This window comes from Bifidobacterium bombi DSM 19703 (assembly GCF_000737845.1).
Lineage (GTDB): Bacteria > Actinomycetota > Actinomycetes > Actinomycetales > Bifidobacteriaceae > Bifidobacterium > Bifidobacterium bombi.
Map to the genome: position 1 here is coordinate 1,391,398 of NZ_ATLK01000001.1, position 19,049 is coordinate 1,410,446.

Sequence of the window (19,049 nt, forward strand, 5' to 3'; positions counted from 1 at the left end):
CGGGCCGCACCACGGTTTAGGCCTCAAGCTCTTCCGGGCTCAGCTGGGATTGCGCGATCTCCTTATAGACAGGGCAGGTTTTCAGCAGTTCGTCATGGGTGCCAACCCCTGCGACTCTGCCATCGTCAAGCACGACGATGGTATCGGCGTCCATTATGGTGCCGATTCGCTGAGCGACGATGAGCTTCGTGACGCCCACAGCCTGGGTTTTCAACGCGTCGCGTACGGCTCTGTCCGTCTTGAAGTCGAGCGCGCTGAACGAATCATCGAAGATAAGAACTTCAGGCTTGCGGTATACCGCGCGTGCAATGGAAAGCCTCTGTTTCTGACCCCCCGAAACATTGGAGCCGGATTGGGCAATAGGCGCCTGCCAGCCACCATCCATACGCTCTACGAATTCGCTGGCCTGCGCCACCTGACCGGCCTTGCGCACGTCCTCCATCTGGGCATCCGTGAGCCCGACGTTGTCCGAACTTGCGGCAATGAGCTCCAGCTCATGTCTGCGACCCTCTGCCGTCGAGGTGTCGGCCAGCTCGACGTCTTCGCTGTGTTCAGGTTTGGCCCCGTAGCTTACGTTCGAAGCCACGGTACCCTTGAACATGACCGACTGCTGCGGAACATACCCCAAACGGTCGCGCAACGCCTGCACATCCCAGTCGCGCACGTCGACACCGTCCACAAGCACCTGACCGTCGCTGACGTCATAGAACCTCGGAACCAGGTTAATCAGCGAACTCTTGCCCGAGCCGGTGGAACCGATGAACGCCACGGTCTGTCCCCTCTCGGCTTTGAAGGAGATGCCTTCAAGCATAGGTTTGCGGGCCCTCGGGTAAGTGAACTGCACGTTTCTGAACTCCACGGTTCCGCTTTCGCCGTTCTTCCCCGTCGTGACCGAACCGGACCTGACGATGGGTTCGGTATCGAGCACTTCAAGCACACGCTGCGCCGAGACGTCGGCGCGCGGCCACAGAACAAATACCATCGCGAGCAGCAGGAAGGCAGAGATGACCTGCATGGCGTAGCTCGAGAAGACCACCATGTTGGAAAAAAGTGTAAGCCTGTCCATCGCTCCGGCGGCTTTGATGAGGTAGGCACCTATCCAATAGATGGAGAGACTCAGACCATTCATGACGGTGTTCATCAGGGGCATCATGACGGCTATCACACGTGTGGTGAAAAGCTGCGTACCAGTCAACTCGTCATTCGCCTTGTCGAACTTTTTCTCTTGATAGTCCTCGGCGTTATAGGCGCGCACCACACGAAGGCCGGTCAGGTTTTCGCGTGCCACCTGGTTGATGTTGTCGGTGAGCTTCTGCATGGCCTTGAATTTAGGGATGACAAGCGCCATGATAATGGCCATGAAGGCCATGAGAATCACCGTGGCAATGCCGGTGGCCCAGGTCCAATCCGCACCTTTGCCAGCGATTTTGAAGACGGCCCAGACACCCATGATCGGCGCCCTGAAAACCATGAGCAGACCCATGGTGATGAAAATCTGAATCTGCGTCACATCATTGGTGGAACGTGTGATCAGGCTCGCAGTAGAAAACCTGTCCATCTCGGCAGGGCCGAAGGACTCCACCTTCCGAAATTCCAGAGAACGCAGCCGTTGGCTGAAAGAAGCGCCAATGCGGGCCATGAAGTACCCTACAGCGATGGCGCACAGCAACGAGCCCATGGAAATGAGTAGCATTTTGCCGCCCTCTTTCCATATGTCAGACATTCTACTCCCCGGGGTCTCCACCAATTTGGTCACCTGAGACATGTAATCCGGCAGTCTGAGGTCGAAGAAAATCTGCCCCACAGTAAATACGAGGCTCAGCAGCAACTGGCCTATCTCCATTTTGGAGAGATACCTGCTTATACGAAGCATCGGCTCCCTTTCTTGCGTACAATCGTATCGACGTCGCCAAGCTCCGTCATCCGGAGTAACATCGTCGAAATTTTGTACATCAGCATCAAAAATATTTAACAGCATTAATTATTTCTTGTGCGAAATATTATACTATGCTAAAGGACATCAGCGTTTATTTGCTTACCGCGAAGTGGTTTCCCGTCGTGCCTCAAAAAGCTCCTCGGTCAGTGTGGGTTAGCCAATCGACAACGCTTCACAAATCAATGCTCTGTGGGTACTGAACGGACATGAGCACGTGAGTTCGGACGTTCTTTGTCGCGCTTGCGGGCGCGCTCCTCGAACGCCTGGGAAACCTCCTGCGCACTCGGTCTTGGCCCAGCGGGCTGGCATACTGACATATAGGTCATGAACTCATCCACCAGTTCGACGAACTCACGGGTGCGGCGTTCGCCCATCTGGGAGAAGACCCAGCGGATGGCCGAGCTGACCCTATCATTTTCACGACTGGCTTCAGCCCGACCTTCATCAGTGAGCGAAACCAAAATATTACGCCGATCTTCCGGGTCGATACGGCGGATTATAAAGCCTTTCTTCTCCAAAGCACCAAGCAGGGCCGATATCCTACCCGAACTCGAACGCAGAGCCGCCGCCAAATCAGAAGGAGTGGAAGTACCATGACCCAGCAGATGGTGCAGCACAAACGGCTCCCCCTTGTTGGAACGGTACAGCTCATGGCACATCGCGGACTTCTGATGATGCAGACTGTCATGCAAAGCCAGCAAAGCCTCTTGTTCGAACCCTTCCATGAACACCCTCCTGAGTACTATTTTATGAAATAATATCTCACACTATTAACTTTTCATCTCCAGTGGAATCAAGCCATCGATTTACGTCGAAACGCTCGCTGTGTCACAAACGCTTGACTGAGACAATGGAAAACGGTCCATGACCACACTTCGCACAGGCCTTGGAACGGCAAAATGGCATCACGATACTTGAATGTATCGTGATGCCATTTCACCCACACCATCGACAGTCAAACATGACTGTACTACAGAGCCCTATCGGCTTTGGATTCCCTCTCAGCGACGCTGTCCATCCTTGGAATAATCGCCACCGTCGTAGGCCTCATCTTCGTCTTCATCTTCCTTCTCGTCCTTGCGGCGAAGCAGATAGTTAATCAAAAGCACGATGAGCACTCCGACAATCACACCAACAACGACATAAGGCAGCCACCACCACCAAGGAAGGTTACCGTCGTCACGAATCCAGAAGAATGAATGATCCTTGCCCTCAGCAAGGACTACCCCTGAAGTCTGAACGGCGGTCTTGGAAAGACTATCCGCAGAGAGCGGAACTTGAGCAATCTTTCGAGCACCATCGACAGGAACCGTCAGTTCCAGCCTCGCGTCCTTCCCTTTGTACTCCTGCGAACGATCAGAAACCGCATAAACGTTATTCGCCGGCAAGACAATCGAATCATCTGCTCCCGCAGCACCATTGCCCTGAGCGGCCAATGCCGGACCCGCCATAGCCAAACCAAGGACAGCCATAACCGTCGCGGCAGCCATAGCTACTGCCTTACGGATATTTGTCACTTTCATCATTCTCCGACTCCTTTATCACATGGCACAATTACCATATGAATTAATTAATTCCAGTCATATCCACTTAACTATAACGCAACACCTCTAAAAACTGGGATACCAGTTTTCTGAGCAAGCGTCTTCTCCCCAGCCTTCGAAAATATCACCTCTCTAACGCAACCCCGGCTTTACGACCCTTAATCAAGCTGTATCCACCGAAGCAGAGGAGCCATAACAATCCGAGCGCCGCAGGGGCGGTAGTCTCTTTCGAAAGAAACAGAGTGCAGTAGATGAACACGAAAAAGACAATCGTGATGACGCTGGTCACCTTGTAGGCAGGCATCAAGAAACCGTCGGGGTCGAAATCGTTTGACATCCGGTAGCGCCGGTGAGCCACCATGGTGAGAATATATACAAACAGAATGACCGCGCTGGAAGCGGACGAGAAGAGGACGAAGGCACTGGACACCTGCGGGACTGCATTGATTGCCGGAGCAAGAAGAATCAGTGCGGCGGAAGCCAGGATGGCTCGCGCGGGCACTTTGCGCCTCGACACCACGCCAAGTTTTCGGATGACGGCATTGGGAGACTCAAGCGCCACCTGGAACAAATGGCGGCCGGCGGAATACAGGAGTGAGTTCAACGCCGAAGACGCCGCAGTGATGACGACGAAAAAAACGAGGGCGGAAGCCCAGTTGAACCCTGCGTATTGAAACACCATGACGAAAGGCGAAGCGAAGGTACCGTCCTCATTGGGTTGAAATGTTCGCCAAGGAACTATGAGCATGATGGAAATGAGGGCACCCACATAGAAAATGAGGATGCGGCCTATCAACTCATTGATGGCCTTAGGAAGCACCTTTCTTGGATTCTTCGTCTCAGAAACGGTTACGCCGACGAATTCAATCGTCTCATAGGCGAAGAAGACCATCTGGAAACTCATGAGGAAAGCCATCGGCCCATTCGGCGCAAGCTTGAAACCGTTGAGAATATTGTCAAAACCGACATGTCCCGCCGAACTGACATGGTCCAGTCCATGCACATGCACAGCCGGATAATGGTAGCCGACAATCAGCATCACCACAGCTGTTGCGATAAGCCCTAGAATAAGGGTGATCTTAATCATGGAGAACCAGAATTCCGTTTCCCCGAACGCCTTCACGGCAATGAGATTGATAGCGACGAGCAGCACCAGGAAGCACAACTCGATGAGCCACTGCCACTGTTTGAGATTGAAGCCGAACGTGCTAAAAAAGGTGACGAAATAAGTGCCCACGGCTGTCAACTCCGTCAAGCCTATCAAAATAAGCACGATCCAGTACGACCATCCGGCGAAATGCCCCCACCCGGGCCCAAGATACCGGCCTATGAAATTAATGAAGGTATGCTGGTTCGGATCGCGATACATGAGCTCCCCGATGGCGCGCATGAAAAGAAACATCACCGCACCTACCAAAATATAGACCAAGATGATGCTCGGGCCAGTCAATGCTATGGATTTGCCGGAGCCAAGGAACAGACCAGTCCCTATGGTCCCGCCAATGGCGATGAACTGCACATGACGATTGGTCAACCCTCGTTCCAGCGAATTGCCCTTGCTTTGCTCGCCCATGGAAACGTCGTTGCGCGGGAGTTGTAGACCATCCGTTCCCGCTTCCGTATCGTCGCTCACAGTGCCCTTTTCACTCATGCCGCCCCATGACTCATCAATCCTCAACCCCGTGCACCCCTTCAGTAGTGGTACCAGCCAATGCTCGCCATGAACGCAAGATAACCCTGCGCCTTCAAGCGCCAGTCTTTATTGTAACCAAATGATACACAAGGAAAACGGCATACATGTAAACGGCATGCTAACCATCCATCAACAGCAAGCACTGATCACAGCCTTCAAGAAACGACGATCCGTGTGCATGTGCGCTGCCTTGAGTGCAACACGCACACGGACTACAGCGGTCATATGAATGACCACAACTGCAAACCATGAAAGGCAGACAGGCCGACTACTCGCCCTGCACCTGCTCACGGGCGATCTTGCCAGTAAAGGATTCCTCCTCATCCTTATCGGCGGCCGGACCATTGTTCCAAGAGAACATGGCGCGAAGCTTCGGGCCGACCTCTTCGATCTTCTCGTGGCTGAACTTTTCCTGCAACTCTTTGAAATGCGGGGCACCAGCGGCCTGATCATCCATAAATTCCTTAGCGAAGGAACCGTCTTGGATGCGCTGCAGCTGATGGCGCATACGGTCCTTTGTGGACTCGTCCACCACGGTGGAGGTGAAGTCGCCGTATTGAGCCGTATCCGAGCAGGACCAGCGAGCCTTGTTCAGGCCACCTTCATTCATCAAGTCGACGAGCATCTTCAGCTCATGGCACACCTCGAAGTACGCAATTTCAGGCTGGTACCCGGCCTCAGTAAGCACCTCAAAACCGGTTTCGACCAAATGGTTCACGCCACCCATGAGCACGTCCTGCTCACCGAAAAGATCGGTCTCCGTCTCTTCGGTGAAGGTGGTCTTGATGGCACCGGCACGAAGCGCACCCAACGCTTTGGCGTAGGCGAGCGTGATATCCCATCCGTCCCCGCGGGGATCCTGCTCGACGGCGACCACCACCGGTACACCGCGTCCCGCCGCGTACTCACGACGGACGATATGACCCGGCCCCTTGGGGGCGACCATGAACACCATATGCGAAGGACCCGGCTTGATGTACCCGTAATGGATGTTGAAACCGTGTGCGAAGGCGAGCGCGGTATCGGGTTTCATGTTGGGCTCGACCTCGTCATGGTAAATCTTGGCCTGGTACTGGTCGGGAGCCAGGAACATGATGATGTCCGCTTCTTTGGCGGCATCGGCGACTGACTTGACCTCAAGTCCCTGCTCCTTGGCGAACTGGACAGATTTGGACTCCGGCCGCAAACCAACGATGACGTCGACGCCGGAGTCTCGCAGGTTGAGCGCGTGGGCGTGACCCTGTGAGCCGTAACCGACGATAGCCACCTTCTTCCCGTTGAGGACCGAGAGATCCGCATCGTCTTCATACCAGATTTGTGCTGCCATATTGGGCTCCTTTTCTTCTTTTGCCGAGCTGAAACGCGGCGACGAGCGCCAACGGCATTGTCGCCGTTGCAAGCTCCTGCGCCACACGAGCAAGCTTCCTCGCGCAGTGCCGTCTATAAGATGACGGGCACGGACCCAAGGCCGATTCACCTCGCGGTCCCCCCGATTATTCATAATGGGATTTTGTCCCTTCTGCTGTTCAATATATCGTGCGGAATACATGGGGGGCGCATCCATTCCACAGTCCGAACACGATCGATGGCGATTGCAGGATGCACGACCAATCACGAACCGTTCAAGCCAGGGCGCACGGGTGAGACGCATTGTCCCCGTCGTGAAGTCCCAGCCGCTGCTGGGACCTAAACCCGTGTGATCGCGATTCCAGGCCGTTACGCAAAGTAAGGAAATGGCCAAACCCCTAGCGACACTGCAGCAATGCAAATCACTGTCAGGGATTTGGTCATCTTAACTAGGTCACGTCTGCACGAGGGGCGTCTTAATGGGAGTCCGGCACATGCCTGCGGTGACGTGATTTGGCCACGAACAGCGCAGCAGCAGCCAAACCTGAGGCAACCGTTACGGCGACGATTACCAAGACAGCCGATCCAGTAGCGCTCAGCTGGACGTCATCCGGCTTCCTCGTGAATCCCGTACCGGACTGGCCGGCACTTGAACTACCGATAGCGCCTATACCGGGAGAGCTCGAATCCCCGGGAACGTTGGAAGCGCCACCATGCACCTTGACCAGATGCCCGATGGCCGTCAACAAGTTGGTTTGACTCAACAGCACGTCATACAGGGTGCTGTTTTCATTGGAAAACACCGTTCTGGCGGCGGCGAGCGCCTGGGCCAGGGTGTTCCAAGTGATCGAGGTGTAGTCGTTCTGATTCAGGCCGGACGCCTCATCGATGGCCGTACCCAAATCGGTCTTGTCAACGGAGTCCCCAGCATCAGGAACAGCACGTTTTGTGGTGATTCGCAGTTCCGCCGCTGAAGCGAAGTTGTTCTCCTGACCGGAATCACCGTCCGTCTGGGTGGCGCTGATGCGCACAGCTGTGACATTCTTGATGACGACGGGGAATTTGACTTTCTGCCAAACGGCTCTCGTCGTGAATGTGCCGTCAGTGACCACACGCTGATCGGGCGTAGCGGAGCGCGGTTGAGCCGCGTACGTCTCCCCGCCATCGGCGGTGCTCACATCGATGTTGTACTTCAGTATCCTGCCATTGGCACCACTGCTGCGAGGAAGGTACCGCAGGCCGTCGATAGTCGTGGGCTGACTCAGGTCGAACTGATACCACGCGCTGCCGGCCTGAACGGCGTTCACACCCCATTGCGTATGCCAGAACGTATCTGTCTTGCCATCCTGGGCCAGGATGGCAGGGCCTTCCGTCCCTCCACTTGAAAGCTCCTGCTCGCTCCCTGCCTTAACGGTGTATTTATCCGTCTCGACATCATACGCATCCGAGCCATCATTATTAGGGGCCTTCTGCATGTACGAATCAAGGCTTTCCAACAACGAGTATGCCTTGGCGTAGCTTTGCTTATCGGCACCATTCTTGTCGATCAGCACCTGTGCCTTCGCCAACGTATCCTGGTATAATCGCCAAGCCGTCGCAGAGAAATCAGAACTCCTGTCATCGTACTTGCCCTTTACTTCCTTGAGCTTGGCTTCGGTATCTGCCTTGGAGCGCGACGCCGAAGGAAGGTGACGGACCACGAGGTTGTCGAGGATGAAGTCCTTGTATCCACCGAAATCCTGTGCCTTACCGGTCGAGCCCTGCAAGTCGGGAGCCCTGTCCGTGGAGGATATGCCGAACCAGGAATCACCGTTTGGCGCACCGGTTACGGTGAACCTTGCATGAGCCGTGGTTCCCAACGCCTTTTTGAGCGGAGAGAGCTGGTCACGCGCAGGATCGTACTGTCCTTCACCTGTGGTGAACGCGTAGATGCCGTCGGAACCGGATTGGTAATCGAAGGACACCTCGTAAGCCTCCCCTGGCTCCAAATGGACGGTCTGCGGAATCGTCTGGTAAACCAAGTAGTCGTAATCAGCCAATCCGTTCACCTTGAGCGACCACTTGCCCTGCAGAACGTCATCCATTTTCTTGACGTCCCAGCCAGCTTGTGTGTACGGCGCATGAAGCTCAGAAAGATGAGAACGATTGTCTTCCACGCCCTCCAGGCCGGATTCCACGAACGGCCACATGCCTTGCGGGTTACTCTCGAAGTCGTTCTTGAGCTCCTTGAGCGTGCCATCGCTTTCGAAGGACAGTCCGTCATAGTCATTTTCCAGGATTCGCACATCGTCGAAATAGGCGTGATCCACGGCGTTAGCCGTTCCGCTTTGCGAAAGAGTCACCTGGGCGCTCCCCGAGGACGGGGCGATGAACCACACCATCATGTTCTGGAACAGGCTCGTGCCATTCTCAGTATCCGTGTCTTTATTGTGGGCATAGGCCTTCACGTAATTGTAGGCGATGCTCCTGTCGGTGTAGTTGCTTGCAAGCGTCTTACCGTTATTGGTGACGTTGATCGATGCGATTCCATCACCTCGCTTATCCACGCCGACATAGAGGACATAGCGCTTGCCCGGCGTAAGGTCGGTGATGCTTTGCGAGACACCAGCCGCCCCCGAAAGTCTGAGCATGGCGTTGTTCGTGCCTACGATGTCGGCAGCGCCATGGCCTTTGGCGGAAAGCGTGGGATGCCAGTTCCGGATGAGGGTATCCTGGCCGCCGTTGAATCCGGCGTCCACTACATGCATGCCTTCGCTCCAGGCAATGTGCCGGTTCTTTTGGACACCCTGATAGACTACGTACGGCGTATTGGCGTCTGCATTCAAAGTCACCTTCCCGTCGGAGACGGGAACAGTCCGCATGTCGGTTTTGCCTTGATCAGTAAGACGGTACACTTTCACGTCGGAAAGACCGTTCCACCCATCGGGCAGCGCCCATGTGGTCTGACCACCTTTGGTGTTCCAGTGGTAGAGGCGCTGGGCGGAAGGATGTTGTTCCTTCCCGGTCTTGGCGTCCCATAGCCATGGCAACAGATACGACTCGTCTTCCGACCCCTTGGCGGTGCCGTCATCCGCCCTTACTGCTCCGTTGGAGATTACCCGTCCATTGAGGGTGATGGTGCGCTGCCGATAATCGGAACTCTTCGGGTCGTTCGACTTACGGGAAACCACCACCGTGTTGCCGTCAGCATCCTTGAGGGCAATCTGCTCGTTGCCTCCATTGGTGGACGGATCATGGGCGGAAGCTGCGTCGAGCGGGCTGTTGACCCAGCGCTGCACCGTGAAGTGCTGAAGGAATTTCGTGGACACGTCATGGGTGTAGAGATTGAGGATGTATGCCGCATAGTCATTACGGCCCTGCCAACCTTCAAAGTCCTTCATGTCATAACCACCGAGCAACGGCGCGTTGGCCGCGCCGCCATAGGATGGGTAATCACCTACCCAGCTGTCCTTCTGGTGATTACGCAAGAACCGCATCACCTGGGAATTCTCGCCTTTAAGCTCACTTCCGCCATAAGTCAGATCCGCCGCCCAATGCTGGAAAGTGGAATCATACTCATTGGCGGCGCCCCACTCGTTGGCCATGCGCCATCCTCGGTCATTGATCTCCTTGGAGAGTTTGCGCGTCTGCCAAGAATCGTCGGAACCACCGGTTTGGTTGCCCCAAATATCGACGTAGATGAAATCGAGATTGTCGCCCACTTCGTTCTTCAGGTCCTGGAAGCGATTGGCACGCCCATGCGTCAGATCGTAGATGCTGTCGATGCCGACCGCCTGATCGAGCCAGTTCCACCCATACCTCAGGCTGCCGTTCGGGTTGCGACGCACAAGCTCGTCATTGAACGCCTTGGCTTCAGGGTACATCTCTCCGGCATTAACATGTACGCCGAACCGAGCACCGTAATCGGCGCCTTTCTTCAACAGCGTGTTCATGTCCTTCGCACCACCGATGCGCTGGCCAATGTCGCCGTAGTCAGGGTGTCCGGAGTCGTGTCCCTCGTTCGCGTAACCCTTGAGCAACACTGACTGCCCCAGGCCGTCCGTGTTCAGCGAGACTTTCTTCACATTATCGAGCGTGGTCAGGAAGGGGTTCTGGGCCTGAGAGCCGAAATTCATGGCGATGCGGTAGGAGACGAGGTCAGGAACCTCTTGGGACTTGACGGGATTGTTCATGATGGAACGGTAGGCGAGCGCGCCGTCTTCCCAATCAACGACGCCGTCTTTGTTCTGATCTGCGGCAATGGCGACCTTCAACTTGGGCATTTCCGTCTGATCGACCGTATACGAACGGTTTTTCGAATCCGTGACCACACGGTGATAGTACCAAGGAGCGCTTTCCAGACCCAACGAGGTCTCGCCGTTGATCGGAACGGTCGAAGCTATCACGCGGGTGTTCTTCGCACCACCGGCGACAGCCGCAACCGCAGTGCCGTCATACTCGGAATTGCTCCAGAGGCCGGCGCTCAGCGATCCACCCGAAACGAAACCATAGGCGTAATCTCCGGCGTCGTTGATTGCAGTAGTATCGGTGACTGGGAATGTAGTATCGCCGTTTTTATTGGTGTCTGACGACATTCTGGCACCGGTAAACTGAGCCCCGTCCTCGTTGGATTGCACCGAGACGAGCGATTGCCTAGGAAACGCGATGGTCTGGATGGGGTGGTCTTTTTCACTCAAGTTGTTCTTGATGCCCGTAACCTCAAGACCCAGCGTATTCGCTTTCACCGTCAGGTCGACCGTGAGCTCGGCGTCTATATATTGGTCATCGTTCTTGACGGATAGCAGATAACGGGCTTCGGTGTCACTCACCTGCGTGAACTTGACGTCGCCGTCGCTCAGCTTCACATCCGTGCCATTGACGTTCACCACGTTCGAATCAACGCTTTGCCCATACATCTTCTTGCGGCCGAGCTTGATCATCGTATAATCCAAGACCGCCGGGAACCGCTCCTTGACACGCACCTCCATCTCGTCAGTGGTGAGCGTCCGCGTATGCTGATCGGCATTGGTGGCTGCGACCAGCGTAATCTGCGGGAGCTCCACATCGCTCCCCTGCAGCGTCACATCCCTGGTGATTTCGGTATAGCCGGCCTTCCCCACGGATAGCGTGTACTTCCCGTTCTTCAAGTTGCTCAACGTAAAGTCCCCGGAAACATCGGTGGAGACGCTTTGCAATCCGGCAATGCGAACCTTGGCGCCGACGATGGGGCCCTCGGCGCTCGCCACCGAACCCTTGACACTATACGTGGATGTGTCCGCATGCGGAAAGTCCCTGATATATATATCAGTCAAGTCTGAGCCATATGTCGCGGCTCTCATGGCGACTTTCCCGCTCAACGAGTTCATGGATGAATAATCAACTTCGAACGCATCCTTACCGCCTAAGTTCAGTTTCGCGACCTTCCCCGTCCACGATACCGTCACGTCGGTGACCGAACCGGCGACCGGGGCGGGCAGACGAGCCCCTTGGTACCAATCCCCATCGCCACCAGCGTACTTCTGCCAAAACCAACCGCTGGAATCAAAACCTATGAACAGGCCGTCACCGGCAGACTTATAGCCCAGATAAAATCCGAAACGATTATCCGAAGCTGATTGGGAAGATCGTATGGCCGCATGGAAGGATCCGGCTTGCCTAAAGTCGAAGGCCGAACCATACACCGCAATCGCCGGTTGACTGGACCCAGTTGTGGAATTACCGTTTTGGGAGGAAGACTTGAAATGAGTCCAGCCATCCTTATCTTCCAACACCTCACCCTTTGTGTTGTCGATCGTCCAACCATCCACCGTCGTCTGCGCTTGCGGACCGATCAACGGCGCAACTGCCGCCTGTACGGGGCCACCTTGGGACGGCGTCGACACCAAAGTCCGCAGGGAGGATGTGTCGGCGAACGCCGTTTCCCCCGTGAAAGCAAGGGTCAGCAGCAGCACCAGGCCCGAACGCAACAGCATGTTTTTCCTCATTGAAATTGTCTCCTCTCTGATTCTTCCTATACAACCTCAGCGTCACACAGGAATGAATTTTAACGACAACATTCTTTATGTTAAACGAAACAACTTACAAATCATAATATACTATACACGAAATGTACAGATAACCAATCCTTTCGGTTTTTTGAAAAATATAAATTACAACGGAATATCAGCGATACCGTCAATGCGTCTGCCAAGCGTTTTATCGAATGCATATTCTTTCGATGGATCTTCCAACTTTACAATTAATAGAAAGATGGTGTACATTAATATGTAACAGTTCATCCGCAATCGTCATACGCGGATTGGACCTGTACGTCGGTTTTGACTAGGGCATGTCAAATCCGCAGAGAGATTACAAGGAGGTACGATGAAAATGAAGGCAACATTGAAAAGGGCGGTCGCCCTTGTGGGCGCCGTAGCCATGCTCGCGTCCGTAGGCGCTTGCGGCGGCGCGAAGACCGGCGCTGACGGCGGGAAGACCGTACTGAAATTCGCCGCTTTCGAAGGTGGATACGGTTCGGACATATACAAACAGGTCGTCAAGGAATACGAGAAGCTCAACCCTGACGTCAAAATCGAGCTGACCACTTCCAAGAAACTCGGAGACGAGATAACCCCCGGGATGAAGGCGGGGAAGTATCCGGACATCGTCGAGATGGCCCAAGGCAATGAGTCCGGCTTAGTCGAAACCATGCTCAAGGACCACGCGCTCGAAGACGTCTCCGATGTACTGAACGAAAAAGTTCCGGGCGAAAGCAAGAAAGTGAAAGACAAGCTGGTCGACAACATCATCGGCCTCTATACCAATCCTTACGGTGATTCCAAAACCTATCTGATGCCTATGTACTATTCGCCGTCCGGCTTGGTGTACAACAAGACGCTGCTTAAGGAGAACGGCTGGGAGGTGCCCACCAACTGGGACGACTTCTTCAAGTTGGGCGATGAAGCCAAAGCCAAGGGCATCTCGCTGTTCACCTATCCAACTTCCGGATACTTTGACGGTTTCTTCAACGCGCTGCTGGCGGACATGGGCGGTGAGGACTATTACAAGGACGTCATGACCTACAAGAAGGACGTCTGGAAAGAGGACAAATCAAAAGAGTCACTGGAACTGGTGCACAAACTCGTCACCGAGTATCTCAATCCAGCAACGGTAGGTTACGCGAACGCCCAGGACTTCACCAAGAACCAGCAATCCGTATTGGACGGCAAATCACTCTTCATGCCCAACGGCACATGGATTGTCAATGAAATGAAGGACGCACCACGTACCAGCGGTTTTGAATGGGGCTTCGCCCCGGTCCCAGCACCGAAAGCCGGCGGGACACGCTACATCAACACAACGATCGAAGGAATCTGGATTCCGGCGAAGGCGAAGAACAAAGAGGCCGCTAAAAAGTTCATGGCTTACATGTACTCCGACAAAGCGGCCGAAATCTTCGCCAAGACGGGTGCCGTGCAACCTATAAAGGGTGCTTCCGACAAGGCAGACAAGACCATGCAGGTCTTCTATGACGGGTACAAGGAGAACGGCGTGAAGGCCATCACCGGATCGTTCTCCGCAACAGCATCCGTAGAAGGCAAGAACATCAAGGATGACCTTTACACCGCAGTCGATTCCGTGGCATCCAAGCAGAAGAGCGTTACGGACTGGCAGAATTCGTTGAACGAAACCAGTAACGCACTTAACGCCGCAGCTTCGAAGTGAGCCTATAGGCCGATAAACCGATATAAACCAAGGCGGGGCGACGAACAGCACTTTGCCGCCCCATCGATTTTCATCAATCTTCAACAGCAAGAAGGGATCACATGTCGAATTCCACAAGAAAAACCAAAGGCAAACGCAGTGATCTACAACGCCGTCATTCGGCGTTCGGCTTGGCATGCGCAACGCCTGCGGTCATATTATTCGTCATATTCATGGTGATACCCACCATCAACGTTTTTCGCATGTCTCTTTATAAGATGAGCCCGCTTTCCGACGATAAGACTTTCGTAGGGCTGGCGAACTTCATGAAATTGGCGACTGATCTGAAATTCGTGAAAGCATGTCAGAACACCGTACTCTTGCTCGTACTCGTCACCGCCATCACGTTGCCGATTTCAATCATATTCGCAGCCATCCTGACGCAAAGCAACATCATAGGATCAGGCTTCTTGAGATTCGCCATGTACATCCCTTCAGTGCTTTCAGCCGTGGTGATAGCAGCCATCTTCTCAGCCATCTACGACCAAAAGGACGGCCTGCTCAATGGCACCCTCGGGTTCCTTGGACTCAAAGCGCTCAGACAGGTATGGCTAGGCAACCAGAAAATCGTTATCTACTCCATTGTTTTCGCCATGGTCTGGCAGGCCTTCGGCTACTACATGGTGATGTACATGTCCGCGATGGCAGGTGTCAGTCCGGAACTTTATGAGGCGTCTGAGATCGATGGTGCGGGCAAAGTCCGTCAGCTCTTCACCATAACCATTCCGCTGATATGGCAGAACATTCGCACCACCCTCACATTCTTCATCATCAGCTCGGTGAACATGAGTTTTGTGCTGGTCACGGCAATGACCAATGGAGGCCCTGACGGAGCATCGCAGACTGTATTGGGCTACATGTATAAGACGGCATACACTGATGCCACATATGGCTATGGAATGGCCATAGGCGTGGTGCTGTTCCTCTTTAGCTTCCTGCTATCTTTGATCGTCAATCAGTCCACCAAGCGTGAAGTGCTGCAATTCTAGGAGGCGTCAGCAATGACGAGCAAAACTTTCAAACCAGCAGAAAACCGCGGTTCCACGCATACATGGACTGTAGGACGGGCAGTAGGTGAATTCATACTCATTCTGGCAGCACTGAGTATTCTCATCCCCGTGATTTGGGTGTTTTTCGCATCATTCAAAAGTAAAAGCGAATTTTATGGCAACCCCTGGGCCATGCCGAATGGTCTGCATTGGCAGAACTATGTGTCCGCCTTCCAAGATGCGAAACTGGGTCAATATTTCGGCACATCGGTCATTGTGACGGTGATGGCCTTGGCCATTGTACTGGTCGTGGCCCTACCATGCGCATATGTGCTGGCAAGGTTTGATTTTCCGGCCAAGCGCATCATACAGGTCGGCATCCAGGCAGGATTGTTCATCAACGTGAACTACATCGTTGTGCCGATTTTCCTCATGCTGACGGATGGCGACAAATTGCTCATCGACATCTTTCCTAACGGCTTCTTCATCAACAATGTATTCATTCTGGCCTTGGTATACGCAGCCACATCACTGCCATTCACGATTTTCCTACTTCAGGATTTCTTCGTTACCATACCTACAACGTATGAGGAGGCGGCGCTGCTTGACGGTGCTTCACAGTTCACGATTATGACACGCATCTTCTTCCCGATGGCAGGACCGGCCATCTCAATGTCAATGCTCTTCAACTTCCTGAGTTATTGGAACGACTACATCATCGCCCAGACCCTCATGCCACCTTCCGCGGACATAGACCGCCGCACGGTACAGGTGGGTCTGCTCAATCTTATGCAAACGCAGAAAGCCGCAACTGACTACGGAAGACTCTACGCCGGCATGGTCATCGTCATGATACCTGTTCTCATCTTCTATGCGTTGGTGCAGAAGAAGCTGCTGGAGACTTCAAACATGGGAGGGATCAAATGAGCGACAGACTTCGTTCAGCGCTAATTATAACGCTGGAAGTACTCGTGTTCCTTACCTTCACGGCACTTACCGTGATTGGTCAGCGAATGCTTTCCTGGCAAGGCTTGGGACTGGAATGCATCGGTCTGGCGGGAGTGGTGGGTGTCATATGGTTTTACAACCATACCCACAAGTGAGGCAGACTAGCTGGCAAACGGCCCGTGCAACGCCATATCAGTGACGTATTGCAGCTGCACACAATGACAAGCAACCTCTATAGACACATAAGGGAGAGAAACATATGTCCTACGGGTTATTCACCCTTCCGGCGGAGGAGAACTTCGCAGCAAAGACGCGTGAACTTGCGCAGCTCTGGGGGGCGGATGCCATCCGCAACTCGGACGGAACTCATTTGGACGAGGAGGTCAAGGCACTAGGCAAGAAGATATACAGCGCCTATTTCCCCGCTCGAGGCCATAATGAGTGGGCCCGACTGCACATGGACGAAACGCCGATGGTCTACCTGCTCAGCCAGCGTGTGCTCGCAGAGGACGACCCCACCACCAACGGAAACCAGAGCGACACAAGCCCGAACGGCGCAAAGACACGGGTGGAGATTCCTTTCATGAAGACGTTCTTCGAAGAGCAGCTCCAACCCTATTATGATGCCGATCCGGCGCGATACTGGGAGGTCACCGACAGAACAACGGGCGAAACGATACCCACCGAACGCTGGCATGTGGATCGGGAACGAGACACGGTCATCGTGGAACCAGCCGAGTGCTTCCACGAGTACACCGTCACCTTCTTGGCATCCATCATCTGGGACCCCGTCGAGATGTACAACCACATCACCAACAACTGGAGCGACCATGAGCACGCCGTGCCCCTTGACGTGTACCAGCCCGACACACGGGACTTCATCATGCACGCCTACCAGGAATGGCTTGATGCTAACCCTGAGGTGGACGTCGTGCGACTCACCACGTTCTTCTACCAGTTCACGCTTATTTTCAGCGCGCAGCGGCGCGAAAAAATAGTGGATTGGTTCGGATGTGCCTGCACCGTTTCGCCTTCGGCTTTGGACGGATTCGAACGGGAATACGGTTACCGCATGCGCCCCGAGGACTTCGTGAGCGAAGGCGGGTATAACAGCACTTTCCGACAGCCCACCCGTCCGCAACTCGACTGGCTTGGGTTCGTGATGCACACGGTTCGTGCGAACGTGAAACGCATGGTGTCCATGACCCATGAGGCCGGCAAAGAGGCGATGATGTTCCTGGGCGACCAATGGATAGGCACCGAGCCATACGTCGACGGGTTCGAAGACCTCGGTCTTGACGCGGTGGTGGGATCGGTCGGGGACGGAACCACCCTGCGCATGATCTCGGACATCAAGGGCGTCAGATACACGGAGGGACGGTTCCTCCCCTATTTCTTCCCCGATACGTTCCATGAGGGCAACGATCCCAGCATCGAAGCATGGAGCAATTGGCGCAAGGCACGTCGCGCCATCCTGCGAAGCCCCATATCGCGTATGGGCTACGGCGGCTACCTTTCATTGGCCGCGAAGTTCCCGAAGTTCGTGGATGCAGTGACGGAAATCGCCGATGAATTCCGCGACCTGACGGCGAAGACGGGTGGAGAGGGGGCCCAAGGATCGCTCAACATCGCCGTTCTCAACACTTGGGGGCGCATGCGTTCTTGGATGGCCTACACCGTGGCCCATGCGAAGCCGTATCCACAGACCTATTCCTATTACGGCGTGCTTGAGTCACTTTCGGGGATGCGGGTCAACGTACGGTTCATCAGTTTCGACGATGTGACCTCACGTGGCATCGATGACGAAATCGACGTCGTCGTGACTGGAGGCGCCGCCGGCACGTCGTTCAGCGGAGGCGAAGTATGGAAAGACCCTGCACTGGTGTCCACACTGCGCAGATGGGTCCGCAACGGCGGCGCCCTGGTGGGACTCGGCGAACCCAGCGCCGTCAACTGGCAGGGGCGCTTCTTCCAGCTGGCGGACGTGTTCGGTGTGGACAGGGAGATTTCCCAAACGCTTTCCGTAGATAAATACTTCCCCGCACTGACCCGTGGGCATTTCATCACTGCCGATGTTCCAGCGAACGAAACGAACGCGGAAGACGGGGACATCGAGCCCGAGGACTTCGGAGGAACGGTTTACGCCACCCCACGGGCGATGAGCGACATAGGCTACGATTTCGGGGAACCCATAACGGGCACATACCCCATCGACGGAAACGTAACGCTCCTCTCCGCCGCCGAAGGACGAGTGCAGCTGGCCACGAACCGGTACGGCAGCGGTGTCGGCGTCTACCTGTCCGGCCTGCCTTATTCAGGACGGAATGCGCGGTTGCTGGAGCGCATCCTCTTCTATGCGGCTAGACGCGAGGATGAATACGAAGCATACAGTTCCACCAACCCACAGTGCGAGACTGCGGTCTTTCCCAAAACCGGTTGGATGTGCGTCATCAACAACACCAACCAACCGCAGAGCACGGATGTGAAGGTCCCGGGTCAGGGACCGGTGCACGTCGACCTCGGTACGAGTGGCATCTTCTGGAGAAAGATCTAGCTCCAGCCACCGGAAAAGGGCCCGCGCAAACGCCATGAGGCTTTGTGTGGGCCCTACTATCACAGCGGCATCGCATGGTGTCGCCCAAAGAAACTGACCGCGCCACGGCAACTGAATACCCTGCAACGGCGAAACCAAGCCCCCCTCACCTCGACCCGGAAGGCCCGTGGATTCCCGTGCCGTTCTTTCATCGAAGCTTGGCGGCATGCCCCATCTGACGAGAACACGGAACTTACGAGACCGAACGTACGACACTAAGAATCAAAGGTAAGCATGACGATAGGCCACCCGGGTAAAACGGCGAATACCGAATGCC

The 19,049-nt window shown here is 54.7% G+C and carries 11 protein-coding genes; 5 read left to right on the forward strand and 6 right to left on the reverse strand.

Annotated elements, in window-relative coordinates:
• Positions 1 to 16: 16 nt before the first annotated feature.
• The 6 genes from BBOMB_RS05410 to BBOMB_RS05435 form a co-directional block, all read right to left on the reverse strand.
• The gene (locus tag BBOMB_RS05410) at positions 17 to 1,873 is read right to left on the reverse strand and encodes an ABC transporter ATP-binding protein (protein ID WP_044087450.1); all 1,857 of its coding nucleotides are present in this window, start codon (positions 1,871 to 1,873) and stop codon (positions 17 to 19) included.
• 242 nt (positions 1,874 to 2,115) lie between these two features.
• On the reverse strand, positions 2,116 to 2,661 hold the full coding sequence (locus BBOMB_RS05415; RefSeq protein WP_044087451.1) for a MarR family winged helix-turn-helix transcriptional regulator: 546 nt from the start codon (positions 2,659 to 2,661) through the stop codon (positions 2,116 to 2,118).
• A 276-nt stretch (positions 2,662 to 2,937) separates the two neighbouring features.
• Complete coding sequence (locus BBOMB_RS05420; protein ID WP_044087452.1) at positions 2,938 to 3,462, reverse strand: hypothetical protein; 525 nt, start codon at positions 3,460 to 3,462, stop codon at positions 2,938 to 2,940.
• Positions 3,463 to 3,604: 142 nt separating this feature from the next.
• The gene (locus BBOMB_RS05425) at positions 3,605 to 5,053 is read right to left on the reverse strand and encodes an amino acid permease (protein ID WP_044087504.1); all 1,449 of its coding nucleotides are present in this window, start codon (positions 5,051 to 5,053) and stop codon (positions 3,605 to 3,607) included.
• A 388-nt stretch (positions 5,054 to 5,441) separates the two neighbouring features.
• Positions 5,442 to 6,500, reverse strand: a complete 1,059-nt coding sequence (ilvC, locus tag BBOMB_RS05430; RefSeq protein WP_044087453.1) for a ketol-acid reductoisomerase — start codon at positions 6,498 to 6,500, stop codon at positions 5,442 to 5,444.
• A gap of 496 nt (positions 6,501 to 6,996) precedes the next feature.
• The gene (locus tag BBOMB_RS05435; RefSeq protein WP_081867315.1) at positions 6,997 to 12,483 is read right to left on the reverse strand and encodes an endo-alpha-N-acetylgalactosaminidase family protein; all 5,487 of its coding nucleotides are present in this window, start codon (positions 12,481 to 12,483) and stop codon (positions 6,997 to 6,999) included.
• A 379-nt stretch (positions 12,484 to 12,862) separates the two neighbouring features.
• Here BBOMB_RS05435 and BBOMB_RS05440 point away from each other — a divergent pair, with 379 nt between their 5' ends.
• The 5 genes from BBOMB_RS05440 to gnpA all read left to right on the forward strand — a co-directional run bounded on the left by BBOMB_RS05440 (position 12,863) and on the right by gnpA (position 18,733).
• Positions 12,863 to 14,203, forward strand: a complete 1,341-nt coding sequence (locus BBOMB_RS05440) for a carbohydrate ABC transporter substrate-binding protein (protein WP_193786674.1) — start codon at positions 12,863 to 12,865, stop codon at positions 14,201 to 14,203.
• Between the two features lie 101 nt (positions 14,204 to 14,304).
• On the forward strand, positions 14,305 to 15,231 hold the full coding sequence (locus BBOMB_RS05445) for a carbohydrate ABC transporter permease (protein WP_081867316.1): 927 nt from the start codon (positions 14,305 to 14,307) through the stop codon (positions 15,229 to 15,231).
• Positions 15,232 to 15,243: 12 nt separating this feature from the next.
• Positions 15,244 to 16,158, forward strand: coding sequence for a carbohydrate ABC transporter permease (locus tag BBOMB_RS05450; protein ID WP_044087454.1), 915 nt, complete (start codon positions 15,244 to 15,246; stop codon positions 16,156 to 16,158).
• A complete protein-coding gene (locus BBOMB_RS08090; protein WP_152570140.1) occupies positions 16,155 to 16,334 on the forward strand; it encodes a DUF6903 family protein in 180 nt (59 codons plus the stop codon). The genes BBOMB_RS05450 and BBOMB_RS08090 overlap by 4 nt, the downstream gene beginning before the upstream one ends.
• Positions 16,335 to 16,438: 104 nt before the next feature.
• Positions 16,439 to 18,733 (forward strand): 1,3-beta-galactosyl-N-acetylhexosamine phosphorylase, encoded by a 2,295-nt coding sequence (gene gnpA, locus BBOMB_RS05455; RefSeq protein ID WP_044087455.1) that lies wholly within the window; start codon positions 16,439 to 16,441, stop codon positions 18,731 to 18,733.
• The last annotated feature ends 316 nt before the right edge of the window (positions 18,734 to 19,049 follow it).

Excerpts from the sequence above, each read along its gene's own strand:
- BBOMB_RS05410 (WP_044087450.1), bottom strand. The coding sequence starts at position 1,873 with ATGCTTCGTATAAGCAGGTATCTCTCCAAAATGGAGATAGGCCAGTTG.
- BBOMB_RS05415 (WP_044087451.1), bottom strand. The coding sequence starts at position 2,661 with ATGGAAGGGTTCGAACAAGAGGCTTTGCTGGCTTTGCATGACAGTCTG.
- BBOMB_RS05420 (WP_044087452.1), bottom strand. The coding sequence starts at position 3,462 with ATGATGAAAGTGACAAATATCCGTAAGGCAGTAGCTATGGCTGCCGCG.
- BBOMB_RS05425 (WP_044087504.1), bottom strand. The coding sequence starts at position 5,053 with ATGGGCGAGCAAAGCAAGGGCAATTCGCTGGAACGAGGGTTGACCAAT.
- ilvC (WP_044087453.1), bottom strand. The coding sequence starts at position 6,500 with ATGGCAGCACAAATCTGGTATGAAGACGATGCGGATCTCTCGGTCCTC.
- BBOMB_RS05435 (WP_081867315.1), bottom strand. The coding sequence starts at position 12,483 with ATGAGGAAAAACATGCTGTTGCGTTCGGGCCTGGTGCTGCTGCTGACC.
- BBOMB_RS05440 (WP_193786674.1), top strand. The coding sequence starts at position 12,863 with ATGAAAATGAAGGCAACATTGAAAAGGGCGGTCGCCCTTGTGGGCGCC.
- BBOMB_RS05445 (WP_081867316.1), top strand. The coding sequence starts at position 14,305 with ATGTCGAATTCCACAAGAAAAACCAAAGGCAAACGCAGTGATCTACAA.
- BBOMB_RS05450 (WP_044087454.1), top strand. The coding sequence starts at position 15,244 with ATGACGAGCAAAACTTTCAAACCAGCAGAAAACCGCGGTTCCACGCAT.
- BBOMB_RS08090 (WP_152570140.1), top strand. The coding sequence starts at position 16,155 with ATGAGCGACAGACTTCGTTCAGCGCTAATTATAACGCTGGAAGTACTC.
- gnpA (WP_044087455.1), top strand. The coding sequence starts at position 16,439 with ATGTCCTACGGGTTATTCACCCTTCCGGCGGAGGAGAACTTCGCAGCA.